The sequence below is a fragment of the Pseudarthrobacter sp. SL88 genome (assembly GCF_026672455.1).
Classification (GTDB): domain Bacteria; phylum Actinomycetota; class Actinomycetes; order Actinomycetales; family Micrococcaceae; genus Arthrobacter.
In genome coordinates, this window is sequence record NZ_JAPPRD010000001.1 from 4,108,609 (window position 1) to 4,133,751 (window position 25,143).

General features: G+C 66.4%; 27 protein-coding genes. 16 read left to right on the top strand and 11 right to left on the bottom strand.

The features are described 5' to 3' along the window. The first annotated feature begins 60 nt into the window (after nucleotides 1-60). The 3 genes from OVA06_RS18715 (at nucleotide 61) to OVA06_RS18725 (ending at nucleotide 3,264) form a co-directional block, all read left to right on the top strand. Complete coding sequence (locus tag OVA06_RS18715; protein WP_056081585.1) at nucleotides 61-1,137, top strand: FUSC family protein; 1,077 nt, start codon at nucleotides 61-63, stop codon at nucleotides 1,135-1,137. A 92-nt stretch (nucleotides 1,138-1,229) separates the two neighbouring features. Beyond that, nucleotides 1,230-1,973, top strand: a complete 744-nt coding sequence (locus tag OVA06_RS18720) for an IclR family transcriptional regulator (protein ID WP_268160393.1) — start codon at nucleotides 1,230-1,232, stop codon at nucleotides 1,971-1,973. Between the two features lie 103 nt (nucleotides 1,974-2,076). Continuing rightward, the gene (locus tag OVA06_RS18725) at nucleotides 2,077-3,264 is read left to right on the top strand and encodes a 4-hydroxybenzoate 3-monooxygenase (protein WP_268160395.1); all 1,188 of its coding nucleotides are present in this window, start codon (nucleotides 2,077-2,079) and stop codon (nucleotides 3,262-3,264) included. A 5-nt stretch (nucleotides 3,265-3,269) separates the two neighbouring features. On the opposite strand, the gene OVA06_RS18730 is transcribed toward OVA06_RS18725, so the two are convergent. Continuing rightward, the gene (locus OVA06_RS18730) at nucleotides 3,270-3,809 is read right to left on the bottom strand and encodes a TetR/AcrR family transcriptional regulator (protein ID WP_268160397.1); all 540 of its coding nucleotides are present in this window, start codon (nucleotides 3,807-3,809) and stop codon (nucleotides 3,270-3,272) included. Between the two features lie 67 nt (nucleotides 3,810-3,876). Between OVA06_RS18730 and OVA06_RS18735 the strand changes: the two genes are divergently transcribed. Next, the gene (locus OVA06_RS18735) at nucleotides 3,877-4,932 is read left to right on the top strand and encodes an FAD-dependent monooxygenase (protein WP_268160399.1); all 1,056 of its coding nucleotides are present in this window, start codon (nucleotides 3,877-3,879) and stop codon (nucleotides 4,930-4,932) included. Between the two features lie 14 nt (nucleotides 4,933-4,946). Here the strand turns inward: OVA06_RS18735 and OVA06_RS18740 are convergent, their stop codons facing one another. The 5 genes from OVA06_RS18740 to OVA06_RS18760 form a co-directional block, all read right to left on the bottom strand. After that, nucleotides 4,947-6,773 carry an ABC transporter permease gene (locus tag OVA06_RS18740; protein WP_268160401.1) on the bottom strand — a complete coding sequence of 609 codons (1,827 nt, stop codon included), beginning with the start codon at nucleotides 6,771-6,773 and terminating at the stop codon, nucleotides 4,947-4,949. Then, a complete protein-coding gene (locus tag OVA06_RS18745; RefSeq protein ID WP_268160403.1) occupies nucleotides 6,770-7,846 on the bottom strand; it encodes an ABC transporter ATP-binding protein in 1,077 nt (358 codons plus the stop codon). Before OVA06_RS18745 ends, OVA06_RS18740 begins: the two co-directional genes overlap by 4 nt. Before the next feature lie 48 nt (nucleotides 7,847-7,894). Beyond that, the gene (locus tag OVA06_RS18750) at nucleotides 7,895-8,968 is read right to left on the bottom strand and encodes an extracellular solute-binding protein (protein ID WP_268160405.1); all 1,074 of its coding nucleotides are present in this window, start codon (nucleotides 8,966-8,968) and stop codon (nucleotides 7,895-7,897) included. 169 nt (nucleotides 8,969-9,137) lie between these two features. Continuing rightward, nucleotides 9,138-9,572, bottom strand: a complete 435-nt coding sequence (locus OVA06_RS18755; protein ID WP_268160406.1) for an acyl-CoA thioesterase — start codon at nucleotides 9,570-9,572, stop codon at nucleotides 9,138-9,140. A 61-nt stretch (nucleotides 9,573-9,633) separates the two neighbouring features. Continuing rightward, the gene (locus OVA06_RS18760) at nucleotides 9,634-10,137 is read right to left on the bottom strand and encodes a GNAT family N-acetyltransferase (protein WP_268160407.1); all 504 of its coding nucleotides are present in this window, start codon (nucleotides 10,135-10,137) and stop codon (nucleotides 9,634-9,636) included. Between the two features lie 165 nt (nucleotides 10,138-10,302). On the opposite strand from OVA06_RS18760, the gene OVA06_RS18765 reads away from it, so the two are divergent. The 3 genes from OVA06_RS18765 to OVA06_RS18775 all read left to right on the top strand — a co-directional run bounded on the left by OVA06_RS18765 (nucleotide 10,303) and on the right by OVA06_RS18775 (nucleotide 12,033). Next, nucleotides 10,303-10,821, top strand: coding sequence for a MarR family winged helix-turn-helix transcriptional regulator (locus tag OVA06_RS18765; protein ID WP_261618965.1), 519 nt, complete (start codon nucleotides 10,303-10,305; stop codon nucleotides 10,819-10,821). A gap of 64 nt (nucleotides 10,822-10,885) precedes the next feature. After that, nucleotides 10,886-11,119 (top strand): hypothetical protein, encoded by a 234-nt coding sequence (locus OVA06_RS18770; RefSeq protein ID WP_268160409.1) that lies wholly within the window; start codon nucleotides 10,886-10,888, stop codon nucleotides 11,117-11,119. Continuing rightward, nucleotides 11,116-12,033 carry a serine/threonine-protein kinase gene (locus OVA06_RS18775; protein ID WP_268160411.1) on the top strand — a complete coding sequence of 306 codons (918 nt, stop codon included), beginning with the start codon at nucleotides 11,116-11,118 and terminating at the stop codon, nucleotides 12,031-12,033. The genes OVA06_RS18770 and OVA06_RS18775 overlap by 4 nt, the downstream gene beginning before the upstream one ends. Here the strand turns inward: OVA06_RS18775 and OVA06_RS18780 are convergent. Then, a complete protein-coding gene (locus OVA06_RS18780; protein ID WP_268160413.1) occupies nucleotides 12,030-12,704 on the bottom strand; it encodes a histidine phosphatase family protein in 675 nt (224 codons plus the stop codon). The genes OVA06_RS18775 and OVA06_RS18780 overlap by 4 nt on opposite strands. Between OVA06_RS18780 and OVA06_RS18785 the strand changes: the two genes are divergently transcribed. Beyond that, nucleotides 12,703-12,831, top strand: a complete 129-nt coding sequence (locus tag OVA06_RS18785) for a hypothetical protein (protein ID WP_268160415.1) — start codon at nucleotides 12,703-12,705, stop codon at nucleotides 12,829-12,831. The two genes, OVA06_RS18780 and OVA06_RS18785, sit on opposite strands and share 2 nt — an antisense overlap. 12 nt (nucleotides 12,832-12,843) lie before the next feature. Here OVA06_RS18785 and purB read toward each other — a convergent pair whose 3' ends face one another. After that, nucleotides 12,844-14,286 carry an adenylosuccinate lyase gene (gene purB, locus OVA06_RS18790; protein WP_268160417.1) on the bottom strand — a complete coding sequence of 481 codons (1,443 nt, stop codon included), beginning with the start codon at nucleotides 14,284-14,286 and terminating at the stop codon, nucleotides 12,844-12,846. Nucleotides 14,287-14,446: 160 nt separating this feature from the next. Here purB and OVA06_RS18795 point away from each other — a divergent pair, with 160 nt between their 5' ends. From OVA06_RS18795 to OVA06_RS18805, 3 genes are all read left to right on the top strand, one after another. Next, the gene (locus OVA06_RS18795; protein WP_056080493.1) at nucleotides 14,447-14,749 is read left to right on the top strand and encodes a hypothetical protein; all 303 of its coding nucleotides are present in this window, start codon (nucleotides 14,447-14,449) and stop codon (nucleotides 14,747-14,749) included. Continuing rightward, complete coding sequence (locus OVA06_RS18800) at nucleotides 14,749-16,119, top strand: hypothetical protein (protein WP_268160419.1); 1,371 nt, start codon at nucleotides 14,749-14,751, stop codon at nucleotides 16,117-16,119. The genes OVA06_RS18795 and OVA06_RS18800 overlap by 1 nt, the downstream gene beginning before the upstream one ends. Before the next feature lie 105 nt (nucleotides 16,120-16,224). After that, nucleotides 16,225-17,202 carry an IS481 family transposase gene (locus OVA06_RS18805; RefSeq protein WP_268160421.1) on the top strand — a complete coding sequence of 326 codons (978 nt, stop codon included), beginning with the start codon at nucleotides 16,225-16,227 and terminating at the stop codon, nucleotides 17,200-17,202. 18 nt (nucleotides 17,203-17,220) lie between these two features. Here the strand turns inward: OVA06_RS18805 and OVA06_RS18810 are convergent, their stop codons facing one another. Both OVA06_RS18810 and OVA06_RS18815 read right to left on the bottom strand, forming a co-directional pair. Beyond that, nucleotides 17,221-18,147 carry a hypothetical protein gene (locus tag OVA06_RS18810; protein WP_268160423.1) on the bottom strand — a complete coding sequence of 309 codons (927 nt, stop codon included), beginning with the start codon at nucleotides 18,145-18,147 and terminating at the stop codon, nucleotides 17,221-17,223. A gap of 239 nt (nucleotides 18,148-18,386) precedes the next feature. Next, nucleotides 18,387-18,812: a phage holin family protein gene (locus OVA06_RS18815; protein WP_268160425.1), complete on the bottom strand. Its 426-nt coding sequence runs from the start codon at nucleotides 18,810-18,812 to the stop codon at nucleotides 18,387-18,389. Nucleotides 18,813-18,972: 160 nt separating this feature from the next. Between OVA06_RS18815 and OVA06_RS18820 the strand changes: the two genes are divergently transcribed. The 5 genes from OVA06_RS18820 (at nucleotide 18,973) to OVA06_RS18840 (ending at nucleotide 24,648) form a co-directional block, all read left to right on the top strand. Continuing rightward, complete coding sequence (locus OVA06_RS18820) at nucleotides 18,973-20,091, top strand: histidinol-phosphate transaminase (RefSeq protein ID WP_268160427.1); 1,119 nt, start codon at nucleotides 18,973-18,975, stop codon at nucleotides 20,089-20,091. Between the two features lie 149 nt (nucleotides 20,092-20,240). Beyond that, entirely contained in the window at nucleotides 20,241-21,482 is a 1,242-nt protein-coding gene (gene pdhA, locus OVA06_RS18825) for a pyruvate dehydrogenase (acetyl-transferring) E1 component subunit alpha (RefSeq protein WP_056080504.1), read from the top strand. Next, nucleotides 21,482-22,462, top strand: coding sequence for an alpha-ketoacid dehydrogenase subunit beta (locus tag OVA06_RS18830; protein WP_261618972.1), 981 nt, complete (start codon nucleotides 21,482-21,484; stop codon nucleotides 22,460-22,462). Before pdhA ends, OVA06_RS18830 begins: the two co-directional genes overlap by 1 nt. Before the next feature lie 7 nt (nucleotides 22,463-22,469). Then, the gene (locus OVA06_RS18835) at nucleotides 22,470-24,005 is read left to right on the top strand and encodes a dihydrolipoamide acetyltransferase family protein (RefSeq protein ID WP_268160430.1); all 1,536 of its coding nucleotides are present in this window, start codon (nucleotides 22,470-22,472) and stop codon (nucleotides 24,003-24,005) included. After that, nucleotides 23,998-24,648 (top strand): phosphatase PAP2 family protein, encoded by a 651-nt coding sequence (locus OVA06_RS18840; protein WP_268160432.1) that lies wholly within the window; start codon nucleotides 23,998-24,000, stop codon nucleotides 24,646-24,648. Before OVA06_RS18835 ends, OVA06_RS18840 begins: the two co-directional genes overlap by 8 nt. 23 nt (nucleotides 24,649-24,671) lie before the next feature. Here OVA06_RS18840 and OVA06_RS18845 read toward each other — a convergent pair whose 3' ends face one another. Beyond that, a complete protein-coding gene (locus tag OVA06_RS18845) occupies nucleotides 24,672-25,010 on the bottom strand; it encodes a hypothetical protein (protein ID WP_056080514.1) in 339 nt (112 codons plus the stop codon). Nucleotides 25,011-25,143: the final 133 nt, after the last annotated feature.

The following is a 25,143-nucleotide window of genomic DNA, read 5'->3' on the forward strand; positions in this document are numbered from 1 at the left end:
ACGTCAGTGCGGCCGGCCGCCCATCAGGACAACCGGTTACCGCAGGAAGGCGCTGCCCACGTGAAGTTGCTTGCTGAGATGTTCAGCATTGGTCCAGGCAACAAGGACCACCACCCCGCCCTCCGCTGCGCCACCGGCGTGTTCGTCCCTTTGATCACCCTGGTGCTCCTGGGCCGGCTGGACCTGGCCATCTTTGCGTCCTTCGGCGCCTTCACCGGAATCTACGGCCGCGGCGAACCGCACGCCGCCCGTTTCGTGCTGCAGCTGCGGGCCGGGCTCCTCATGCTGCTGGTGATGCTGCTGGCCACCCTCGCCGCAAGGATGGAGGCCGCCTTCAGCCTTGACCGCACCGCCACCACCTGGCTCCTGGTCCTGGCCACCACCCTGGTGGCGGGCAGCTGTTCCGTGGCCATTTCCTGGCTGCGGCTGCGCCCGGGCGGGTCCCTTTTCCACATCTTTGCGTTCGCCGCCATCGCCTCCATCCCCAACCAGCCGCCACTGTGGGAAGGCATGCTGGTTGCGGTCCTCACCACCGTTCTGTGCCTGCTGATCGGGTTTTCGTCCCGTATCCTGCCAAGCCACCGCACCCCCTGGACGTGGCCGCCCAGCATCCGGCGCACGCCGGCGGAGAAACGCGCCGCCTGGCTTGAAGGCCTCGGCTACCTGGTGGCGGCGGGGCTGGCGGGATCGCTGGCCACCTGGGCCGGGCAGCAGCTGGGATTCGGGCACAACTACTGGGCCATGGTGGCCGCGGTGGTGCCGCTGGTGGGCCACACCACGCGGCACCGGATACGGCGTGGTGTCCAGAGAATCGTCGGCACAGTCCTTGGCCTGCTGGTCCTGGCGGCGGTCCTGCTGCTGGGCCTGGAGCCGTGGCAGACCGTGCTGGTGATGGCCCTCTGCCAGTTCGGTGCGGAGATGTTCATCATCCGCCAGTACCTGCTGGCCCAGGTCTTCGTGACGCCCCTGGCACTCATCTCGACCCTCCTGGTGGTCCCCGCCTCGCCCTCCGCCCTGCTGCGCGACCGCATCATCGAAACCGTCATCGGTGCCGCCGTGGGCATTGCCGTGGTGCTGGCCCCCGCGGCTTGGCGCCGCCTCAGGCCGGGTCAGGGACAGGGTACGACGCCGGCCTGACCGCCTTCCAGCCACGGCCGTCGTTCCAGCGCGCGGGCATCCCGGGCCCTGCCGCGGTACGCTGGACTTCCCATTGAACGGAAGGTGTGGCGGTGGCGAACTCACAATCGGGTGATTCGGTGGTGGACCGGATAGTCCGGCTGATCTCCGCCTTTCCGCAGGACGTCGGCGCCCTGCAGCTTTCCGACCTGGCCGCACGGGCCGGGCTGCCGCTGACCACCACGCACCGGCTGGTGGGCCAGCTCGCCGGCCACGGACTGCTCGAGACTGACCCCGGCGGCATGGTCCGCCCGGGACTCCGGCTCTGGGAGCTGGTAAACCGTGCCTCCCCGGCCTTGGCGCTGCGGCAGGCGGCCATGCCGTTCATGGAGGACATCCAGCACGTCCTCAACCAGAACGTGAACCTGGCGGTGCTGGACGGGTGGGATGCGTTGTTCGTTGAGCGGCTCTCGCGGCGGGGCTCGGTGGCCAACCGGGCGCAGGTGGCAGGCAGGATGCCCATCCACATTTCCTCCGCCGGACTGGCGCTGATGGCGCACCGGGAGAAGGGGCTCCAGGCCAGCTACCTTGCCCAGTTTTCCGATCCCGACGGGAGGCTCACCAGCGACGATGTCCGCACGCTGCTGGCCGAAACATCCCGCCAGGGTTTCGCCCAGCTGAAGAGGGTGGTGGATCCGGACACCTGGGGCATTGCCGTGCCCGTCCTCAACCGCCGCCAGCGCGCAGTCGCCTCGCTCGGCGTCGTGGTTCCGCTCCAGGAAATGCGGCTGCAGGCGCTGGTGCCCGCGCTGCAGACCGCGGCACGGGGCATCGCCCGCCGCCTTGCGGACTCGTGAACCATTCAACGGAATCACTGTAACGCCGGTCACCGCGCGTGGCCCACACTGGGTGCCAAGCAATCCTCTGGCCCCCGGGCCCGCAACGAAGCGAGACGCAGCCATGCCACGGAAAACCATCACCACCCAGGTAGCCATCATGGGCGCCGGCCCGGCGGGGCTCATGCTCTCCCACCTGCTGGCCAGGGCCGGCATCGAATCCACCGTGATCGAGGTCCGCAGCCATGACGAGATCGCCCGCACCGTCCGCGCCGGGATCCTGGAGCACGGCACCGTCAACCTCCTGGTGGACAGCGGGGTTTCGGACCGGGTCCTGACCCACGGCGACCGGCACGACGGCATCGAACTGCGCTTCAACGGCGAAAGCCACCGCATCGACTTCAAGGACCTAGTGGGCGAGTCCGTGTGGCTCTACCCGCAGACGGACGTGTTCACCGACCTTGCCGCACGGCGGAACGACGACGGCGGCGACGTCCGGTACAGCGTCACGGACACCTCCGTCCACGACCTGGAGGGCAAGCCGAAGGTCTGGTTCACCGACGCCGACGGTGCCGAATACGAGATCCAGGCCGACTTCCTGGTGGGTGCTGACGGTTCCCGCAGCCACTGCCGTTTCCAGATTCCCGAGGCCAACCGCAAGTGGTACTTCCACGAGTACCCGTTCGCCTGGTTCGGCATCCTGGCGGAGGCGCCGCGCAGCTCGGACGAACTGATCTACGCCAACTCCGCCAACGGCTTCGCGCTCATCAGCCAGAGGACCGAGACGGTGCAGCGGATGTACTTCCAGTGCGACCCCAAGGAAAACGTTGCAGAGTGGGATGACGACCGGATCTGGGCCGAGTTCCGCAGCCGGGTCAACGGCAACGGCTTCGAACTGAAGGAAGGCCCGGTCATCGAGAAGATGGTGCTGCCGTTCCGCAGCTTCGTCCACACTCCCATGCGGTACGGCAACCTGTTCCTGGCCGGTGACGCCGCGCACACCGTTCCGCCCACCGGCGCCAAGGGCCTGAACCTGGCCATCCATGACGTCAAGGTCCTCTTCGAGGGACTGGACAGCCACTACAACTCCGGTTCGGACCGGCTGCTGGACACGTACAGCGACCGCGCGCTGGAGCGGGTGTGGAAGGCGCAGCAGTTCTCCTACTGGATGACCACCATGCTCCACACCCCTGCCGACGCGGACGATTTCTCCCGTGCCCGCCAGCTCGGCGAGCTCAACTCGGTGGTCTCTTCCCGCCACGGCATGGCCTACCTCGCCGAGGCGTACACCGGCTGGCCGGGCCGCGGCTAAGGCCGCTACGGGCCCAGCAGGCGCCGGATGGCGGCGGCCACGGCGGCCACGTCCGGCTGCTCGTCCCGCCTGACGGTGAGCAGGTGGAGCAGGAGACCGTCGCCGTAGTCCGCCACATCCCGCGCACGCGCTCCCGCATCCGCTACGCCCATGGCGGTGAGGGCCAGTTCCAGGTTGCCCACCAGAAGCTGGTGGCCGGCCGTCACGGCTTCCGGGCGGTCCAGTGAAAAGGCCATCCGTGCCCGGCTCATACCGCCATGCTGCCTGGCCAGCGTCACCACCGTTGCCGCCAGCCGGCCGGCGAGTTCCTCGACGTTCCGTGGCGGCCCTGCCGCCCCCTGCTCCCGCAGGAGTCCGGCGTCCAGTTCCAGCAGCCGCTCCAGTACTGCGTCCACGAGAGTGGCCCGGTTCCGGTAGTAGTTGGAGGTGGTTCCTTCGGTGAGTTCCGCTGCGGCATCCACCGCCCGGTGGGTCAGCCCCTTCATCCCCTTGTCCGCCACCACTGCCAGGGCGGCGTCCAGGAGTTGGGTCCGGCGGTCGGGCATGCCCCCAGTCTAGTAAAGGGAGCGCCGGCATCTTCCCGCGCTACTACAAAAGTAGTAAATTAAACCCATGGAAACAGTCTCGATAGTGGGCGGCGGCATCGCCGGGCTGGCCCTGGCCTCGTGCCTGGACCCGGACAAGTTCCAGGTGACTGTCTACGAGAAGCGGCCGGAGCTGCCCACTGTGGGCAACGCCCTGGGAATGTGGCCCAACGCCCAGCATGCGCTGGCACGGCTCGGCATCCTTGACGAAGCGAAGGCGGTCAGCCCGGTGACAGGCAGCGGCTCCGTGCGGGACGCGCAGGGCAAGCCCTGGATCACGGTGGACGCGGGGGACATGTTCGGCATCTCCCGGGTGGATCTCCTGCGGTTGCTGGATGCAGCAGTCCCCGCAACCGTCCGCCGGGTCACCGGAAATGTCCGGGAGATGCCAGCAGACGGCGGACTGGTGGTGGGCGCTGACGGAGTGCACAGCGTGGTCCGCCGGGAGGCGTGGGGCGCCGCAACGGATGCCCGCCTGACGCCGTACCTGGCCCTTCGCGGGACCCTTCCCACTTCCGTCAGCCAGGATGAGGTGGGCGAATACTGGGGCCGCGGCGATCTCTTCGGTATGGCCGCCGCCCGTGGGGGGTCCTTCTGGTACGCCAGCTACCGGTCCGGGGCCGGCCCTTACGGCATGGACGCCGCGTCAGTACTGGACCAGGCGCGGGAGCGGTATGCCACCCATGCGCCGGCCATCCGCCGGACCCTCGCCGCAGCCACTCCCGGGGAGTGCCTCGTCCAGCGGCTTTGGACGGTTCCGCGGCTGGGCTCCTACGTGCGTGGCCGTGCCGTGCTCATTGGCGATGCCGCGCACGCCATGATGCCCACCCTGGGCCGCGGCGCGTGTGAATCCCTGGTGGACGCGGTGACCCTCGGCGACCTCCTCAACACCTTGCCCGAAACCAAGGCGCTCCGCGCCTACGACAGGCAGCGTCGGCTCCGGACCCGCGCCCTGAGTATGGCGTCGTCGGCGATGGGCCGCATCGCGCTCGCGGAAGGTGCGCAGCCCTTCCGGGACCGGCTGCTCGGCCTGGCCCGACGGCGCAACCCTCGCGCCGCCGTCGTCCGCGGTTCTGCCGGGTGAAGCGTCAGTCCCGGTCACCGCACGGGCGCGGCAGGGACCTTGCTGTCGGCGCCGGACGCTGCTGTCCCGCCAGCCGGCGGTACATCTGCGGCTCCGATGCTGCTTGCCGGCGGAACCTCCGGCAGGCGCTTCCGGCTGCGCCGTTTCCCGGACCGGCCATAGACGAGGTACATCGTGACGCCGGTGATGACCATCAGCAGCACGGTGTATACGAACGTGTTCGCGACGCCTTCGGTGCCCTCGGCACCGTCAGTGTTCGCCTTGATGACCAGGCCCAGTGGCTGGACCAGCGGGTGGGCCAGGAAGATGGCGGTGTCGTAATCGTCCAAAAGGCTGTTGAAGTTCAGTGCGGTGATGGCCGCTGCCGCCGGGAGCACCAGTGGCAACAGGATCCGGCGGAACACGTACAGGGTCTTGGCGCCCATGATGGCGGCGGCTTCCTCCAGCGAGGAATTCACCGAGGCGAACGACGCCTTCAGCATCCGCAGGGTGAAAGGGATCTTCACGGTGACGAACGCGATCAGCAGGATCACCGTGGTCCCGGTCAGGACCGCCCCGCCCACCAGCGGATTCGGGTGGTCGTAGCTGATGATCAGGCCCAGCGCCAACAGGGCGGACGGCAGGATCCAGGGGATATGCAGCAGGTACTCAAAGACTGACGCCACCCAGTTCCGGTACTTCTGCAGCAGCCGGGCCACGAACAGCAGGCCGCCCACCGCGATCACAGCCGCCAGCGCGCTATACACCACGCTGACGACGAACGGCCGCAAACCGGCCGGCTGCGTCAGCACCCGGACATAATTGTCCAGGGTCAGGCTGCCCGGCGAGAGCTGTCCGGTCTGGATGGCGGCGCCGTCCGCGAAGGAGTACAGCACAATAAGCACCACCGGCAGCGTGTACACCGCAAACAGCAGGTATGCCACCGCGTGGACGGCCACGTTGGCCACCGGATTGGTGATGTCCTGCTTCTGCAGCTCCGAGGACACCTTGGATACCGAGAAGTACGTGCCGCCCTTCTCCAGCCGGGCCATCACCGCCAGCATCACCATGGTGGCCAGGCCCAGGATGACGGCCAGCAGGGCAGCCAGGTCGCGCGACGTGGGGCTGTTGGTGAACGTCAGGATCATGGGCGTGATGGTCTGGAATTCCCGTCCGCCGAGGACCTGCGGCGCGCTCAGGGCGCCGAGTCCGGTCAGGAAGGACAGGATGGTGACGGCAAACAGTGTGGGCTTCAGCATGGGCAGGACGATCCGCCGCAGGATGGTCCACGTCGAAGCGCCAAGGTTCTTCGCCGCTTCGATGGTTTGGTAGTCCACCCCCTTCAGCGCGTTGGCCACGAACAGCATGTGGTTGGTGGTGGTGGCAAACGTCATGACCACCAGCACCGCGAAGAAGCCGGAGAACCAGGCGGGGTCCATGGAGGGGAACACCTGCAGCAGCAGTGAGGTGACGATTCCTTTGTCCCCATAGATGAACTTGTACCCCGCCGCCAGCACGATGCCGCCGTAAATGAAGGTGGTGGCGTAGCCCAGGAACAGGACCCGGGAGCCCCGGATCCGGAAGTAGTACGTCACCAGCACAATGAAGATGCCAACGGCGTTGACCGTGATGGAGAGGGCAACCGCCAGCAGGAAGCTGTTGCCCAGTGCCTTCATGGCGCGCTGCGAGGAAAACAGTTTCTCCGCCGCCCGCCCCGAAAAACTGCCGTCCGGGAAGAAGGTGGCAATCAGGACGTTGATGTTCGGCCACACCAGGAACGCCGCGATGAACCAGGTGAGGATGACGCCCACCACCAGGACGAACGGGGAGCGGACCATCGCACGGACGGGAGTTCCGCTCATGGCAGGGCGACCGCCTGGTCCTGACGGTCCTGCTCCTGAAGCGCCGCGCCTGTTTCGGAGTGGTACTGCAAAATGTGGTCCGGCCGCACGTACACGGTGGTTTCCGTGCCCGGTTCGGGGTGGGCGCCGCCGTCCTCGCGCACCAGCAGGCGGATGTCCGCGCCGTGGCTGCGCACCACGTACCTGCTGTGCAGGCCGTGGTAGGTCCGGGACAGCACCTTTCCGGGAAGTCCGACGGCGGCGCCGCCTCCGGCGGGCGCATCCAGGGACGCCTTTTCCACCCGCAGGTAGGAGCTTGCCCGGGTGCTGAGCTGGGCGCCGGACGCAGCGTTGACCTGCGCCACGAATTCCGGTGTCAGGGTGGAGCTGTCACCGATGAAATTGCAGACGAATTCCGTGGCGGCGTGGTCATAGATCTCCTGCGGTGTGCCCACCTGCTCCACTACGCCCTTGTTGAAGACCGCCACCCGGTCGCTCATGGCCAGGGCCTCGTCCTGGTCGTGGGTGACGTAGACGGTGGTGATGCCGAACTCGCTTTGCAGGTCCTTGAGCTGCTGCCTCAGCTGGTGGCGGAGCTTGGCATCGAGGTTGGACAACGGCTCGTCCAGCAGCAGGATCTTGGGCCGCAGGACGAGTGCCCGGGCCACTGCCACCCGCTGTTGCTGCCCGCCGGAGAGCTCGGCGACGTTCTTGGCCAACTGTTCGTCGCTGAGTTCCACCCGGCGTGCGATGTCCCGGACCATCCTGTCGCTGTCGGCGCTTTTCTCCTTCCGGACGCGCAGCCCAAAGGCGATGTTTTCCCACACGCTCATGCTGGGAAACAGGGCATAGTTCTGGAACACCATGCCCACCTGCCGCTTGTCGCTGGGAAGCCGGGTGACATCCTTTCCGTCCACTGTGACCGTGCCCCCGGCCGGCTGGATGAAGCCGGCCAGGGTGCGCAGCGCCGTCGTTTTCCCACATCCGGAGGGCCCCAGCAGCGTGAAGAACTCGCCGGGCCGGACGTGCAGGTCCAGGTGCGGAATGGCGGTGAAGTCGCCGAAGGAAACTTTGATGCTGTCCAAGCGGATCATGGCAAACCTGTCTGTGGAACTCGGGCGGGGCGGAAGGCTGGCGCCGGGCTACGTCATGTATTCGAGTTCGATCTTCTCCACCCAGGCGCCCATGTTCTCCTGTACGAACTCCCAGTCAATGTCCTGCTGCTTGAGGTCCGCGAAGAAGTCCACCACCTCGGGGTTGGCCTGTGCCTGGGCCGACTTGTTCACGGGCATGGAGTTGAACTGCTTGGCGAACTGGCCCTGGACGTCGGCACTGCCGAACCAGTCGATGAACTTTTGTGCCTGGTCCTTCTTCTTGGTGCCCTTGACGAGTGCGATCTGCTCCACCGCGAGGGGGACGCCAACGGAGGGTATGACGGTGTCCACATTCACCTTGAAGGACTTTTCCCGGTCGGCGATGATCGAGGACGGCATCTGCCCCATGTCCACTTCACCCGACGCGATGCGGGCGAAAAGATCGGTCTTGGCCACGGCGGGGCTGCCGTTCTGGAAGTACTGTTCCACCTGCTTCCAGCCCTCATCCGAAATTCCGAGGTCGCCGGAATCGTCACGGTACCGGCTGAGGATGCCGGCAAAGACGAGTTGGGCCGTGGCGGTGCCCAGGCCGGTGACCCGCTCGTACCGGGCCTTGAACTCATCCTTGGTCCACAGGTCCGTCCAGTCTTTCGGTGCAGCGTCCTTGGAGAACTTGTCCGAGTTGTAGCCCAGCAGGATGGCCTGCTTCACCAGCGGCCAGTAGGTCTCGCCGTCCGCCAGTTGGGTGTCCACCTCGCCGGCCCAGGCGGGCTTATAGGGTTCCAGCGCGTCCGCGGCTTTGATCTGGGAGAAGTACATGTTGTTCAGCCCGAAGGCGACGTCCGCGATGGGGTTGTTCTTCTCGGCGATGAGCTTGTTGGTGGCATCAGCGCCGCCGGCCCCCACAATTTCGATCTTGAACCCGGCTTCGCCCGCCTTCTGGGTCAGCCAGTCCCCGCGGCCTTCGCCGTTGGAGTTGGTGTACACCACCAGGGTGTCGCCGGATCCTCCGGCCGGGGCGGAAGAAGCCTCACCCGAGGCTCCGGGTGCGGCTTCTCCGCCGCATCCGGCAAGCAGGGTGACGGCGACGGCGGCGGCAACCAAGGTCTGTAATTTACGCACGATCAGGACTCATTTCTGCACTGGAACCGGAGCATGTCCGCACAGCCTATAGCCGGGCACGCGGAATGCGGGGCTGCTATTGCTATCGATTCGATAAACAGCCCGGCTGCCTAAGTTGGTCCAGCGAAGAGAACGCCTGGTGGTTTAGGAGTGAACGCGGGGTGAAGCGTCAGTCCTGCTGCAGTGTTTCCGTCAGGTGGTGGGTGGGGATCCTGTCCCGGTCGTAGGTGATTTCGGTGTATCCATGCGGTTCCGGCGTGCCGGCGTTGTTGAGGTTGACGAAGACAATTTCCTCGATGGTGAGGATGCTTTGCCGGGTGATCATGTTGCGCACTTCCGCCCGCATCGTCAGCGAGGTCCGGCCAAACTTCGTGGCGGTCAGGCCCATTTCAATCAGGTCGCCCTGGACGGCGGAGCTCACGAAGTTGATTTCCGAGATGTACTTCGTGACGGCCCGGCCATTGCCCAGTTGGAGGATGGCGTAAATGGCGGCTTCCTCATCGATCCATTTCAGCAGGCTTCCGCCGAACAGGGTCCCGTTGGCGTTCAGGTCTTCTGGCCGGAGCCATTTGCGGGTGCGGAAGGTGATGTCTGCTGTTTCCATAGGCCGAGGTTAGCCGAGGCAGACAGGGCCGCATGCAGTGTGACGCCCCACGTTTCAGCCGCTAGGCCATGGCTGTGTGGGCTGCGCTGTGCGAGTCGATGCTCTTGGCGTAACAGGACGAGTGTTTGACGCCCACATAGGGGCCGAAGTTGGGCACCGGCTCAAAGCCGGAGTTCTGGTAGAAATTCCGGCCGTCCGATTGCGCCGAGCCTGCCTCGGCCTTGATGCGGGTGATGCCTTGCTTGTAGGCCTCCGCCTCCAGGGCGGCGAGGACCGAACTGGCCACGCCGGAGCCGCGGGTATACGGAATCACATAGAGCCGCTTGATTTCGGCGGTAGTGGCATCCAGCAGCCGCAGCCCGCCGCAGCCCACAGGCTGGCCGGACCCCTTGTCGTACGCCACGAGGAAGACGGCGCAGTCAGCCTCCGACGGCGGAGGCCCAGGTTCATGGTCTGCAGAACCAAAGCGGGCGTTGAGTTCGGCCTGCTGCGCGCGCCTAAGGTCTGCGCCCACAGGGTGTGACCAGGCAACCTGCCTGATGTTCAGCCGCGGATTGGTCTGCATGTAGGCCTCGATTCGCCGAAGGGTTATGCAGATCAAGGCTAGGAGCGGCGGGTTACGCGGGTGTTTCTTGCCGGTTAGGGTCCGGATAACGTCACATGCCCTCAGCGGAGGTACCACTGGCAACTAGCTTGGTTGTCTAGTTAGCAGTTGGCCTAAGATATAAGCATGGTTTCTACAGGCAACGAGGGTTCAGGGTACTGGTACGGACCCGACGGTCAGTTGGACTACGGAGCGGCGGTTCTCAAGTCGCTCCGGGACTACAGGGCGGCGGAAACCATCATCCGCAGGTCCACCCGCGACTCCATGGGCATGGGCGAAACCGATATCCTCGCCCTCCGGTACCTCCTGCGGGCGCAGGCCTCCGGGAAAACGGTGGTACCCAAGGACCTTAGCCAGTTCCTTGGGATCACCAGCGCCTCCACGACCTCCCTGATTGACAGGCTGGTGTCCAGCGGGCACGTCCGCCGGGAGGCCCACCCCTCGGACCGGCGCTCCGTTGTTGTTGTTCCCACCGTTGAGTCGGATACCGAAGTGCGGGAAACCCTCGGCGCCATGCACAAACGGATGATGTCCGTCGCGGAGTCGTTGAGCGCCGAGGAGGCGAGGATCGTCGTCGCGTTCCTGCAGAAGATGGCGGACGCCATTGGCGTGCTTGACGAAGAACACCATAAATTATCTAGCTAAACTAGCTAGATGGCCTAGTTATATGTAAGCTTACGATCAACCGAAGAAACTGCCCGATGGAGTAGTGAGCGCGTTGATGACGTTTGAGAAGACTTTTGCTGGGGGAGTAGGGCACACCGTTCACTGCGGTACGCCCATGGAGCTGGTGACGCCTGCGGTGGGGCATGCAGCCATGGTCTACACGTTCGACCCGGACGAATTGGCGCCGGTAAAGCTCCCTCCGGTGTGGCGCTGCCAGTGCGGTTTCCAGCTCGATGCCTGGGTTCCGCACGGCGGAACCATTCAGGCGTCCCGGTGATCGCCGGCCGCTTCCTGCTCCGGGAGCGGTTGGGCCGCGGTTCCGTCGCCGAAGTCTTCCGGGCCGTGGATATGGCGGGAGGTCCTGACGTGGCCGTCAAGGTGGCGGCTGACAACACGGCCAAGCAGCATCAGCGCATCCGCAACGAGGCAAGGGTGCTCGCATCGCTGCGGCACCCGTCCATCGTCAGGTACATCGATCAGGGAGTCATGCCGGCCGGCACGTATCGCCCGGGGCATGCCTTCCTGGTTGAAGAGCTGGCGTTGGGAACCAGTCTCTCCGAAGCTGTGCGATCCGACCGCCACAGTACCGACGCCGTGGCGGTATGGGCGAGGAGCATGTTCAGCGCCCTGGCCCACCTGCACGCCGCGGGACTGGTGCACCGGGACATCAAGCCGGGAAACCTGATGCTGAGCGGCCTCCGGCGCAGCCCGGTCCGGGTCATCGATTTCGGCATCGCGGCTGTGGCGGGCACGGCCCCGGAGCCCGGAATCTCGTCCGGAACGGTCCATTACATGAGCCCGGAACAGGCTGCAGGCGGTGTTACCGATCCCTCCTGGGACGTCTATGCCTTGGGCCTGGTCCTGCTGGAACTGCTGACCGGATCGAAAGCATTCCCGGGGACGGCGGTGGAGTCACTCGTGGCCAGGACGCTCAGGAATCCGGCCATACCTGAGTCCCTTGGGCCGCGGTGGCACCACTTCCTGAGTTCGCTGACGGCAATGGAAGGCGGAGAACGCCCGACGGCGGATATTGCTTCGGCGATGGCCGCACGGCTGGTGCCTTCGGGCTCCGGCCGACTCAACAATTCTGCGCGGTGCCCCGCGGCCTCGGCCGGCAGCAGCCGCGGCGGGGTGCGTGCCTCTGCGGCAGCGGGCCAGGGCGCCGGAGCGGTGCGTGGACACCGGGGCTAGGGGCGGCTGACGTCCTGCCCCGTAGGATCTTCGGCCGTGGGATCGGCCAGGGCCAGCCCGCCCACCGGGCTGCCTGCCCAGTGGATCAGCTTCCAGCCACTGTCCGGGTCGCCCTCCAGCGCCACGATTCCGGTGTTGGCCAGCACATGTTTGGCCGCAAACTCATGATCGATACCCTCGGCGCGGAGCCCTGCCCAGGTCCTGATGGCTGCACCATGGCTCACCACCGCCACCGTGTCCTGGTGCCCGGCAGTCCTTTCGATGACCCTCGCAATCGCGGCGTCGAACCGGCTGAAGAATGCGTGGCCGTCGGGTCCTGCGGGCATCCGGTTGCCCAGGTCGCCGGCGGCCCAGGAAATCACCGTGCCCATGTACCGCTTATGTGACTCATGATCGGTCAGCTTTTCCAGCGAGCCGGCCTCGATTTCATGCAGCCCGTCCAGCACCGTGACCTCCAGGCCGTGGAGCCTGCCCAGCGGCGCCGCGGTAATCTGCGTGCGGACCAATGTGGAGGCGTAGAGCGCCCGGATTGGTTCGTTAGCCAGCGACCGCGCCATGGCCTCTGCCTGCCGTTCGCCCAGTTCGGTCAGGCCCGGTCCCGGGTGGGCCGTGTCCAATTGGCCGAGGACATTTCCGGGAGTCTCTCCGTGGCGGATAAGCAGCAGCTTCATGCCCTCCAGTTTCGCACTCCGCCGTGGTGCCGCCGAAACCATCCGCACCACGGCCCGGACGGCCGTGGAGAAACGAAAGGCGCCGGACCCTCCCGGGCCCGGCGCCGCCGTCGTACGTGTGGGGTAGTCCCCCGAACGCTTACTTGAGGTGGTCCACCAGCTGGTCCGCGATGCCCGTGTACTTGCCGGGCGTCAGGGCAAGGAGCCGCGCCTCGGCGTCGGCGGACAGGCCCAGGCCCTGCACGAATTCCTGCATCCGCGCGGCGTCCACGCGGTTGCCGCGGGTGAGGTCCTTGAGCCGCTCGTAGGGGTTTTCCATGCCTTCGACGCCGGCAATCGCCTCTGCGCGCATCACCATCTGGATCGCCTCGCCGAGGACCTCCCAGTTGGTGTCCAGGTCACCGGCCAGCACGTCCTCGGCCACGTCAAGGCGCTCCAGGCCCTTGGCCACGTTGGAGATGGCCAGGAGGGAGTGGCCGAATGCCACGCCGATGTTGCGCTGGCTGGAGGAATCGGTGAGGTCCCGCTGCCAGCGGGAGGTCACCAGGGTGGAGCCCAGGACGTCCAGCAGGCCGGAGGAGATCTCCAGGTTTGCCTCGGCGTTTTCGAAGCGGATGGGGTTGACCTTGTGCGGCATGGTGGACGAACCGGTGGCGCCCGCCACCGGGATCTGCGCGAAGTAGCCGATGGAGATGTAGCTCCAGATGTCCGTGCAGACGTTGTGCAGGATGCGGTTGAAGCGCGCCACGTCGGCGTACAGTTCGGCCTGCCAGTCGTGGCTTTCGATCTGCGTGGTCAGGGGGTTCCAGGTCAGGCCGAGGCCCTCCACGAAGGACTTGGAGACCTGCTGCCAGTCGGCGCCGGGGACGGAGGCGACGTGCGCGGCGTAGGTGCCGGTGGCGCCGTTGATCTTGCCCAGGTATTCGGTCCTGGCGATGCGGTCCAGCTGGCGGGTCAGCCGGTGCGCGATGACCGCCAGTTCCTTGCCGAGCGTGGTGGGGGTGGCCGGCTGGCCGTGCGTGCGGGACAGCATGGGAACTGCGCGGTTGTCCTCGGCCATCGTGCTGATCTGTGCCACCAGGGCGCGGGCAGCGGGCAGCCACACGTCCTCCACAGCACCCTTGACGCCAAGCGCGTAGGAAAGGTTGTTGATGTCCTCGGACGTGCAGCCAAAGTGGACCATGGCGGTCAGGTTTTCGATGCCGATGGCGGGGAGGCGGCGGCCGATGTAGTACTCCACGGCCTTCACATCGTGCACCGTCACGGCCTCGATTTCGGCCAGTTCCGCCACGGAGGCGGCGTCGAATTCGGTGACGACGGCACGCAGCTGCTGCTGCTGGTCCGCGGACAGGGGGGCCGCGCCGGGAAGGACGTTGTTGCTGGTCAGGTGGACCAGCCATTCAACTTCGACGGCCACGCGGTCCCGGTTAAGCGCTGCCTCGGACAGGTAGTCAACCAGCGGGGCCACTGCCGGCTGGTACCGGCCGTCCAGGGGGCCCAGGGCGATTTTTTCCGTGGACGCGGCGAGGGCCAGGCGTCCTGAGGGCGTGCGGGTATCAGCTGTGGCGGCAGTTTCAGGCATGTGCTGATTCTTTCACGAACTCCGGCGGCGCCTTAAGTGCACCGCTTACGTTACTTATCCACATGGCCGACGGCGGCACTTAGGCTGGTACGCCGTCTTCCGTAGCGTGGCCCCGTCAGCAGGTAAGCAACAGGTCCGGGGTGCCGGGGAAAGAGGTCACATGGGAAACGTCCTGGGGGATGGACTGCCGGGCGCCGCCGAGCACGTTGCCGCTGATTTGTTGCCCCTCGTGAACCGGCTTGCACGCTGCGGAGCGCGCGTCGAGGAGGCCCTGGCCTGCCTGCGGGACATCCAGATGCTCGACTGGCAATCGCCGGCCGGGCGGGCGTACCGGGACACGGTGGGCCGGCAGGGCGCCGCCCTGCGCCGCGCTGTCGACGCCCTGGAGGTGGCGAGGGCAGCCGTCGCGCGGCACGCTGAGGACACTATGGCGGCGGCCGCCAGTGCCTGCAGGGTGCCCTGATGGACCCGGCGGATGATGCCTATCCGGAGCCCGTCAGGCTGTCCGGCGCGTCGCGGGACGGCCACCTGAGCATTCGGGGCGGCAGCGGCGGCATCGGGGTCCAGCTCGAGGAGTTGACAGCGGGCGCTGAAAAACTGGAGACCCTGGCCGGTGACCTGGCCGCTGTGGAGCAGGAGGCGGGACGAATCCTGGACCAGCTCTGCTGGGCAGACCGGCAGCCGCCCTGGTCCGCTTCCGGGCATATTGCGGCCGTGCGGGACGGCCAGTGGCGGGTCCAGGCCAGCCGGGCGGAGCTGCATCGGATCAGCAGCCAGGTCCGTGCCTGCATGCGTGATTACCAGGATGCGGAGTGGCGGGCCAACGTGGGGAGGACCCTCGGGATCGCCGCCATGACGGAGACCGGTCTCTCGTGGGGCACCATGGCAGCCACCGGCGTTCCGGACCGGCGCGTCACCGAGAACGTCATTGCCATGATGCAACTGGCGGCGCCCCAGGTGCAGGCAGTGAACGAGCATGTCCCCTTGGTCCGGGATGCCCTGATGGCTTTGGTGGCAACCTTCATCCCGCGGCAGATCACGCTGCGGAAGCAGGAAGCGGTCCAGGTGGACCTGGACACGTCACCTGCAGGGTTGTTGGAGCGGCTTCAGGAAGTGGAGGCCCGCGGTGCCGGAGCCCTTGAGGTCCTGGAAGTGGATAACGGCGGCGAAAAGGCCTATGTGGTCATTGTTCCGGGGACCCAGGCTGCCGGAAGGGACGCCGGCGGGGACAACCCCTTTGATGAGGCGGGCATTGTGGAGTCCATGCTGTACAACTCCAGGGAAGTGAATGAGGCTGTCCTCGCGGCGCTGGACGAAGCTGGAGCAGAAAAGGGCGCTCCCGTGGTTGCTGTAGGTTACAGCCAGGGCGGCATCCATGCCATGAACATGGCAGCGGATCCCCGGGTATTGGAGCAATACGACGTGAAGTATGTCCTCACCGCAGGGTCTCCGGTGGCAGGGATCAAGACCCGTGAGGAGGTGGAGTCCCTGCACCTTGAGCATCAGGCGGACTGGGTTCCCGGCAGCGACGGTGCCGCCAACCCCGAAACCCGCAACCGGGTGACCGTATCGGTGGACACGCCGATCGCGCCCGGTGGGGACAAGGGCCTTGGTCCCGGCCACCGCCTGGGCGGGTACCAGGACGCCGCCCGGCTGGTGGCAGCGAGCAATGATCCGTCGCTCGTACACTCGACGGCGGTGCTGGGCGCTGTGCTTGGTGCCGGGGGAGCCGCCACGGCCACGCGGTATTCCCTGACCCGGGCCAAGGGCCCCTCCACTACCCTTGCGCCACCGGATCCCCGCGCCCACGAACGCCACCTTGGGGGCCGCTAGCTGTAGTTCCCACGGAGGTTGTGAACAGCGTGGCGTGATGTAAAGAGCGAGAGCCTCCGGTATCGATTTGGGTTACCACACTCATCTCGACACCAGGAGGCTCTCGTGTCTTACGTTACCCATGCCAACGCGGACCTGACGCCCAAGGCCAGAGGAAAACTCGCCCGGCTGGTCATCGAACAGGGTTGGACGCTGCGCCGGGCCGCAGAACGGTTCCAGTGCTCGCCCGCCACCGCGAAGAAATGGACGGACCGGTACCGGGTCTTTGGCGAGGACGGTATGGCTGATATGTCGTCTCGACCGCGCCGGAGCCCCAACCGGACTGCCGTGCGTATCGAGCGGCGGATCATCGCGTTGCGGTTCACCCGCCGCTGGGGACCACACCGGATCGCGGCCCACCTGCATTTGGCGCGCTCGACCGTGGGCAAAGTCCTGGCCAGGTACCAGATGCCCAGGCTGGCGTGCTTGGACCACGGCACCGGACTGCCCGTCCGGAAGCCGGCACCCCGTCGCTATGAGCATGAGAACCCAGGGGACCTCGTCCATGTGGATATCAAGAAGCTCGGCCGCATCCCAGATGGCGGCGGACACCGCACTCTTGGACGAGCAAAGGGCAAGCGCAACCGCCACGCGGGAGTCGGCTACGCCTACCTCCACCACGCAGTCGATGACCACTCAAGGCTGGCCTACTCAGAGATCCTCGACGATGAGAAAAAGGAAACCGCCATAGCCTTCTGGCTCCGGGCAGCTGCCTTCTTCTCCGCGCACGGCATCACCGTCAAGGCCGTACTCACCGATAACGGGCCCTGTTACCGCTCCCGAGCCTTCGCCGCTGCCCTGGGCCTACACATCAAGCACCGCAGGACCCGCCCCTACCGACCTCAGACCAACGGCAAGGTAGAACGCTTCAACCGCACCCTCGCCACCGAATGGGCTTATGCCCGGCCTTATGCCTCAGAAGCCGAACGCGCCGCCACCTACACCGGATGGCTCCACCATTACAATCACCACAGAACCCATACCGGCATCGAAGGCAAAACCCCTATCAGCCGCGTTCAGAACCTCCGTGGGAATTACAGCTAGCCATGACTGTTGCAGTGTTCAGGCGATCTGGGCGGCGGGAATCTCGGCGTAGCGGTTGGAGCGGGTCTTTGCGGGCGCCGGGGCAGGCTCCGGAACTGTCGGCGGAGTGAGCGCCGGCGGTGGAGCCGGCGGCTGCGCCACAGGGCAGCGGAAGTTGTAATCGAGGTTACCGGCGGTGAACTGCGTGAGTGCCACGACGCCGCCGGAGCTGAGGGGACCAGCCCCGCAAAGATCCGCCGCGCTGGAGGTGGATTCAGCGCCCGCCAGCCAGCTCTTCAGGGAGTAGAGGTTGCTGTGGGGGCCCACCTCACCCACAATTTCGCCGAACTGGTAGCCGGTGGAATATATGCCTACCTCCACCCCGGCGCCCTGGAGGTAGGCGGTCATGCCCTCCAGCTCCGCGGTGTTGGCAGCCTTATTGGACAGCCAGCTGTTACCGGTCTCGACATCCAGCCACCACATGCGGTGGGAAGCACCGCCTCCTGCCCCGGCGAGGCTTCCGGCGTCGTTGTATGCCATCGCATAGCCGTGGACATATGCGCAGGCGGGGGATGCGGTGCCATCGCACATCCCGTAGGGGTTTCCGATGTCCGTGCCCATCACGCTGTTGTTTACAGGCCACCACAAGGAGCCCACTGGGCCCGTCGCGGCGGTATTGACGTAGACGGCAGACGGAACTCCCGCCGCTGCCTCGGAGCTGCCATCCGCCCAGGCCAGCTGCTCCGCGAGGCAAGGGTTCGCCGTCGTTGGCCGGCCGCCGTTGATGCCCACCACGGCAAACGCCGGCGGCGCGGGGAGGTGGCCACCGCATTGGGGCCAGGAAACATCGTTGCCCAGAACGGCGGCCTCCTGGGGCGACGGCAAGGCTTCGGAATCCGCGTGGGCCGGTCCCGCCTGCCACGCCAGCAGCAGGCAGGCCGCAGCCAGTATTGTGCGTGCCTTCATTCTTTGCCCCCCGTACCCGGAACTGACAGCTGCGGGCCTTTCGCCGGCCCCGTTCGCAGCCTAGGAGCGGCGGCCCCGGGCGGTCATGGGTAGCGGGTACTGGAGTTTCGGCAGCCAGCCGGGGCGCTGCACCTGCAGGGTACCTGTTTCAGGCTCTTCCGGTACTCGGGCGGAAGCCCACAGTGCGCCGCCTCCCAGCCCACCTTCAGGAAGGCTGCCGGCACGGGTTCATGGAAACGTCAGCGCCGGCTGCCCGGCACAAGCCCGGCCACCAGGGACACCAGGGAGATGATGATCGCGGCCAGGATGGCGGTCCAGAAGAAGGAATCGATGGTGAGATGCACGGGGGTGTAGGCGCTGATCCAGGCTGTCAGGTAGAGCATGGCGGCGTTGATGACGATCGCGAACAGGCCAAGCGTCAGGATGGTGATCGGGAGTGCAAGCAGGCTCACCAGCGGCCGCACCAAGGCGTTGACCACACCGAAAATGAGGCCGATGAACAGATAGGCCAGGACTATTCCAATGGTTTCGGTGTCCTGCGAGATGCCGGTCCGTGCCACGGCATCGGAGGTGGCAGTGCTGGTGATGTCCATGCCCGGCAGGACCCAGCTTGCTACCCACAGGGCGGCTGCGTTGAAGATGACCCGAAGAATGAAGGAACCCATGGCCCCATGCTTCCACAACAGCCTTTGGACATCCTGGCAAACCTGACCCGGAGAGGGGTGCCTGGCCGGGTTCCACGGTTTCCGCGGGTTCCGCTGGCCGGCCGGCACTCCGGGTTCCAGCCCTGAATCCGTGGACACCCGCAGCAGTAGGCTAGTTTTCATGACCTCCTCTGAAACCCTGGCCGGCGGCGTCGCTCCGCGCCCGGTGGTGGGCCGGTTGCCCCGTTACGCCGCCGGAAAGCCGCCCGCCGCCGTCGACGGACTGGCCAGTTACAAACTGTCCTCGAATGAGAATCCTCTCCCGCCGCTGCCGGCGGTCCTGGAAGCCATCGCACGGCAAACAGACTTCAACCGTTACCCGGACCCGCTCAGCAGCAGGCTCCGGGCGGCGCTCGCGGAATTCCTGCAGGTTCCCGCGGAGGACATCGTCACGGGGGCCGGCAGCCTGGGCGCCCTCAACCAGATCCTGGCTGCCTTTGCCGGCCAGAATGACGACGGCAAAGCGGACGAAGTCATCTACGCCTGGCGTTCCTTCGAGGCCTACCCCATCAGCGTGGGCCTCGCCGGGGCCGAAAGCGTCCGCGTCCCGGTCACCGCCGACGGGCGGCACGACCTCGACGCCATGGCGGCGGCAGTCAGCGCACGGACCAAAGTGATCCTCCTCTGCACCCCCAACAACCCCACCGGGCCCGCCTTGACCACCGCCGAAACCGAGGCCTTTGTCCGGACGGTGCCGTCCAACGTGGTGGTGGTCATTGATGAGGCTTACCAGGAGTTCGTCCGGGACTCCGATGCCGTGGATGGCATCGCCCTCTACCGCAAATACCCCAACGTGGTGGTCCTGCGGACTTTCTCCAAGGCCCATGGGCTGGCAGGCCTCCGGGTGGGATACAGCGTTGCCAACCCCGCACTGACGCAGCACCTTCGATTGGCTGCCACCCCCTTTGCCGTGTCGCAAATAGCCGAATCAGCCGCGATTGTTTCACTGCAGAATTTCGACCAGGTTGTAGGAAGGGTACAAAGCCTGGTGGACGAGCGGGTCCGCGTGGTGAGCGGACTCCGGGACCTCGGCTGGGCCGTGCCCGATGCCCAGGGCAATTTTGTGTGGCTGGACTTGGGTGAGGCCAGCGCTGACTTTGCGGAGCAGGCAGGAGCCCGCGCATTGTCTGTCCGCGCATTCCCCGGGGAGGGCGTCCGGGTCAGCATCGGTGAGCAGGAAGCCAACACCCGGTTCCTTGAGCTGTGTGCGAACTATACAAAGGCGCCCCGGGGTTCCTAGCACTTAACAAGTAGGCCTGCGCCAACCTACTGAAGATAAAGTTAGGATCAGTAAGCCATTGTATATGCCGCTTCGGGAATGTATTCCTTGTGGGGCATATATCCCAGCGACATTGCATTGCATCCGCATGCGGGAAGCAAGGAGACGGTATGGGCACACATCTGCCTTCCACCGAGTTCGACGGAACAGCGGTCGACGACCAGCGGGAAGCTGACGCGGAAGCCGTCATGGGCCAACCCCCGGCACAGATGGTCCAGTTGCTGGGCCCTGATGGAAAACTCGGCGCAGACCCCGTGTACAGCAGCTACGCGGACAAGCTCACCCCCGAAGACCTGCGTGGACTGTACGCGGATATGGCCAGGATCAGGCGTTTTGACGTCGAGGCAACAGCCCTGCAGCGGCAGGGCCAGCTTGCGCTCTGGGTCCCGCTGACGGGCCAGGAGGCAGCCCAGATCGGTTCGGGCCGGGCCAGCCAGCCGCAGGACTACATCTTCCCCACCTACCGTGAGCACGGCGTGGCGCTGACCCGCGACGTGGACCTCGCCGAACTGCTCCGCCAGTTCCGCGGCGTGTCCAACGGAGGCTGGAACCCCAAGGACACGAACTTCCACCTCTACACGCTGGTCCTGGCCGCGCAGACGCTGCACGCCGTCGGCTATGCCATGGGCATCCAGCGTGACCAGAAGCTCGCTGCCGCCGCGGGCAAAGCCGGAAACGAACCGGACGCTGCCGTCATCGCCTACTTCGGTGACGGTGCCAGCTCCGAAGGCGACGTCCACGAGTCCATGGTCTTCGCCTCCTCGTACAACGCGCCCGTGGTGTTCTTCTGCCAGAACAACCATTGGGCCATCTCGGTCCCCACCAACGTGCAGACCCGGGTACCGCTGTCCAACCGGGCGAAAGGCTACGGCTTCCCCGGCATCCGGGTGGACGGCAACGACGTCATCGCCGTGCACGCCGTCACCGAGTGGGCCCTGGAACATGCCCGCCAGGGCAAGGGCCCGGTCCTCATTGAGGCGTTCACCTACCGGGTGGGTGCCCACACCACCGCTGACGATCCCACCAAGTACCGCGGATCCGAGGAGGAGGAAGCCTGGCGCGCCAAGGACCCGCTGATGCGCCTGGAGAAGTACCTCCGCGCCGAGGGCCTGGCCGATGACGCCTACTTTGCCAAGGTCAAGGCCGACGGCGACGAGCTCGCCGCGTACGTGCGCCGCACCGCCCATGACCTCGAGGACCCGGACATCCGGGCCGCATTCGCCAACGTCTACGCTGAAGCGCACCCCCTGGTGGCCGAGGAACTGGCATGGTTCGAGGAGTACAGCGCAGGATTCGCCGGCGGCGACGAGCCGTCCGCCCAGCACGGTGCAGCAGCAAAGGCAGGCCACTGATGACCACCATGACCATCGCCAAGGCCATCAACGAAGGCCTTCGCGCCACGCTCGCTGCCAACCCCAAGTCACTGCTGATGGGCGAGGACATCGGCCCCCTGGGCGGGGTCTACCGGGTCACGGACGGGCTCATCGGCGAATTTGGACCCGACCGCGTGGTGGACACGCCGCTGGCCGAGTCCGGCATCATCGGCACCGCCATCGGCCTGGCGCTGCGCGGATACAGCCCCGTCTGCGAGATCCAGTTCGACGGGTTCGTCTTCCCCGGCTTTAACCAGATCACCACCCAGCTGGCCAAGATGCACGCCCGTAGCCACGGCAACCTCACGGTTCCCGTCGTCATCCGCATCCCGTACGGCGGCGGCATCGGTTCCGTGGAGCACCACTCCGAATCCCCCGAAGCGCTGTTCGCCCACACGGCGGGCCTGCGGATCATTACCCCGTCCAACCCGCATGACGCCTACTGGATGATCCAGCAGGCCGTGGAGTGCCAGGATCCGGTCATCGTTTTCGAACCCAAGCGCCGGTACTGGCTCAAGGGCGAAGTGGACACCGCAGCTCCCGGCCCCTCAGGCGACCCCTTCAAGGCCCACATCCTGCGCGAGGGCACCGACGCCACCATCGTGGCCTACGGTCCCCTGGTTCCCGTGGCCCTTGCCGCCGCCAACGCCGCCCGGGAAGACGGCCACAGCGTGGAGGTCATCGACCTCCGCTCCATTTCGCCGCTGGACTTCGATACTGTCACCGCATCCGTGGAAAAGACCGGCCGGCTGATCGTGGCCCACGAGGCCCCCACCTTCGGCGGGATCGGCGGCGAAATCGCGGCCCGCATCAGCGAGCGTGCCTTCCACTCCCTCGAAGCCCCCGTCATCCGGGTGGGCGGCTTCCACATGCCCTACCCCGTTGCCAAGGTGGAGGAAGACTATCTTCCGGACATCGACCGCATCCTGGAGGCGCTGGACCGCGCCCTCTCCTACTGAGGACACCATGACGCTGAATAAATTCAACCTGCCGGACGTCGGAGAAGGCCTCACGGAAGCGGAAGTCGTTTCCTGGAAGGTCAAGCCGGGCGATGCCGTCGCCATCAACGACGTCCTGTGCGAGATCGAGACCGCAAAGTCGATCGTCGAACTGCCGTCCCCCTTCGCCGGGACCGTCACCGAACTCCTCGTACCGGAAGGCGTGACCATCGACGTCGGGACGGCCATCATCAGCGTCAGCGACGACGTCGCGGGCGATCCCACGCCCGCTGACGTCCGGGCGCCCGAAGCCCCGGCGCAGGCCGAGGCATCTGCGCAGCCGCTGTACGGCAAGCTTCCTGACGATGCCCGGGACAACGGCGCGAACGACGCCGGCGCGCAAGGCAGTGCCCCGGCGGGTGGTCCGCTGGTGGGTTCGGGACCGAAGGCCGACGCCGTCAAGCGGCGTCCCCGCACCACGCGGGCCGCGGCGGCGGTCAAGCCGGCCGACTCGCTGACAGTCAACGCTCCCGAAGTGGAGCCGGTCCAGCCGCATACCCCGGCAGAGGTCACCGGACGCCCGGCAACCGCCGCACCGCAGGCTGGCCAGTCCGCCGTCGTGGACACCAGGCCCACGCTGGGTGGCACCATCACCGGGCTGGTCAACCGCGTCCTCGCCAAACCTCCCGTCCGCAAGATCGCCCGGGACCTCGGCATCGATCTCGCCGACGTCGTTGCCACCGGCTCCCGCGGCGAGGTGACCCGCGAGGACCTGGTCAGCTACCAGGCGCAGCGCGACGCCGAACTGGACAAGGCGGACGGCTTCTGGGGCAAGGCCGGAAAGCCGCAGGACCAGCGGATCGAGACTATCCCCGTCAAGGGCGTGCGCAAGGCGACCGCCAAGGCCATGGTCGATTCGGCCTTCGCGGCCCCGCACGTCAGCATCTTCGTGGATGTGGACGCCAGCCGGACCATGGAATTCGTCAAGCGGCTCAAAGCCTCACGGGACTTCGAGGGCATCAGGGTCTCGCCGCTCCTCATCCTGGCCAAGGCCGTCATCTGGGCTGCCGCCCGGAACCCCAGCGTCAATGCCTCGTGGGTTGAGAGCGGGGACGGCACCGGGGCTGCCGAGATCCAGGTCAAGCACTTCATGAACCTGGGTATCGCCGCGGCAACGCCCCGCGGCCTGATGGTGCCCAACATCAAGGATGCGCAGGACCTGTCCCTGAAGGAACTGGCGCTGGCCCTGAACAACCTGGCCACCACGGCGCGTGCGGGAAAGACCCAGCCGGCCGAGATGCAGGGCGGCACGCTGACCATCACCAACATCGGCGCCCTGGGCATCGATACGGGCACGCCCATCATCAACCCGGGCGAGGTGGCCATCGTCGCCTTCGGCACCATCAAGCAGAAGCCGTGGGTCCTGGACGGGGAGGTCATTCCGCGCTGGATCACCACCCTGGGCGGCTCCTTCGACCACCGCGTGGTGGACGGCGACCTGTCGGCGAGGTTCATGGCCGACGTCGCGGCCATCCTGGAAGAACCCGCGCTGCTTCTTGACTGAGGCGGGGGCGGAGGCAGGGACCGGCGTGGCCGGGTCAGGCCGGGCCATCCGGGCGAAAAACAAAACCGCCCGGTGGCTGACCGAGGCGCTCCAGCCGCCGGTGGTGGTGACCGTCCAGCTGCTGATCAGCCCGCTGGTCCAGGAGGGTTTTCCCGCCACGATGGCCTACGGGGCGCTGGCTGCCCTGTTCGTCTGCGTGCTGCCGCTGCTCCTGTTGCTTGTCCTTGTCCGGCTGGGAAAGGTCACGGACCATCACGTCAGTGACCGCCGGCAGCGCCTTCCCGTGCTGCTCATGGCCCTGGCGTCCATCCTTGCGGGATTGCTGGTTCTGGCGGCAGCAGGTGCGCCAACCAGCGTCATCGCCATGGTGCTGGCCGTCGTGGGGGGAGTGGTGGTGCTGGCCGCGGTCAGCCCGTTTTGGAAGATCAGCGGGCACGCCGCAGCCATCTCCTGTTCGGCCGTGGTCGCCGTCCTGATGCTCGGCGCCGCGTGGACACCGTTGCTGCTGCTCATCCCGGCGGTCGGCTGGTCACGGGTGGTGCTGCGCGCCCATACCCTGGCGCAGGTGGTGGCAGGCTCGCTCTTCGGCGGTGTGGTGATGGCGGGGATCTGGTGGCTGCTGAGGCTCTGGCTGGTGCCGTAGGCGGCTTGTGCCACCCGGAACTGCTAGTAGGCGGGGTACGCGTACATCATCTCCACGGCGGCTGAGTCGCCCATCGAGGATGCGATGACGACGGCGGCACCCACCATGAGTGCGGCCCAGGCCGTGGCTGCACCGGTCATGATGGAGAGCAGTTTCCAGTCCTCGCGCATGACGCTGCGGACGGTGCGGGGGAGGTTGAGGTCCGGGGCGATCATGTTCGGCGCGGAGTCGGTGGTGCCGTCATCCAGCAGCGCAACCACCGTGCCGTTGCCGCGGTCCACGCGCATGGAGCAGATGTGGTTTCCGTGGCGGGCCAGAAGGATGTCGTGGCCTACCAGCTGGCGGCGCTGAAGAGTGATCAAGGGGTCCCCTCTAGTGGTGGGTTGTTGTCGTCCGCACCGTTGGGGGCTCCCTTAATTTTATCGTTTCGCCCGTAGCTGAATGGGCTTTTTGGGCGTGAGAACGCCCACCCCCCGCAGCGATCTGTGCCACCAC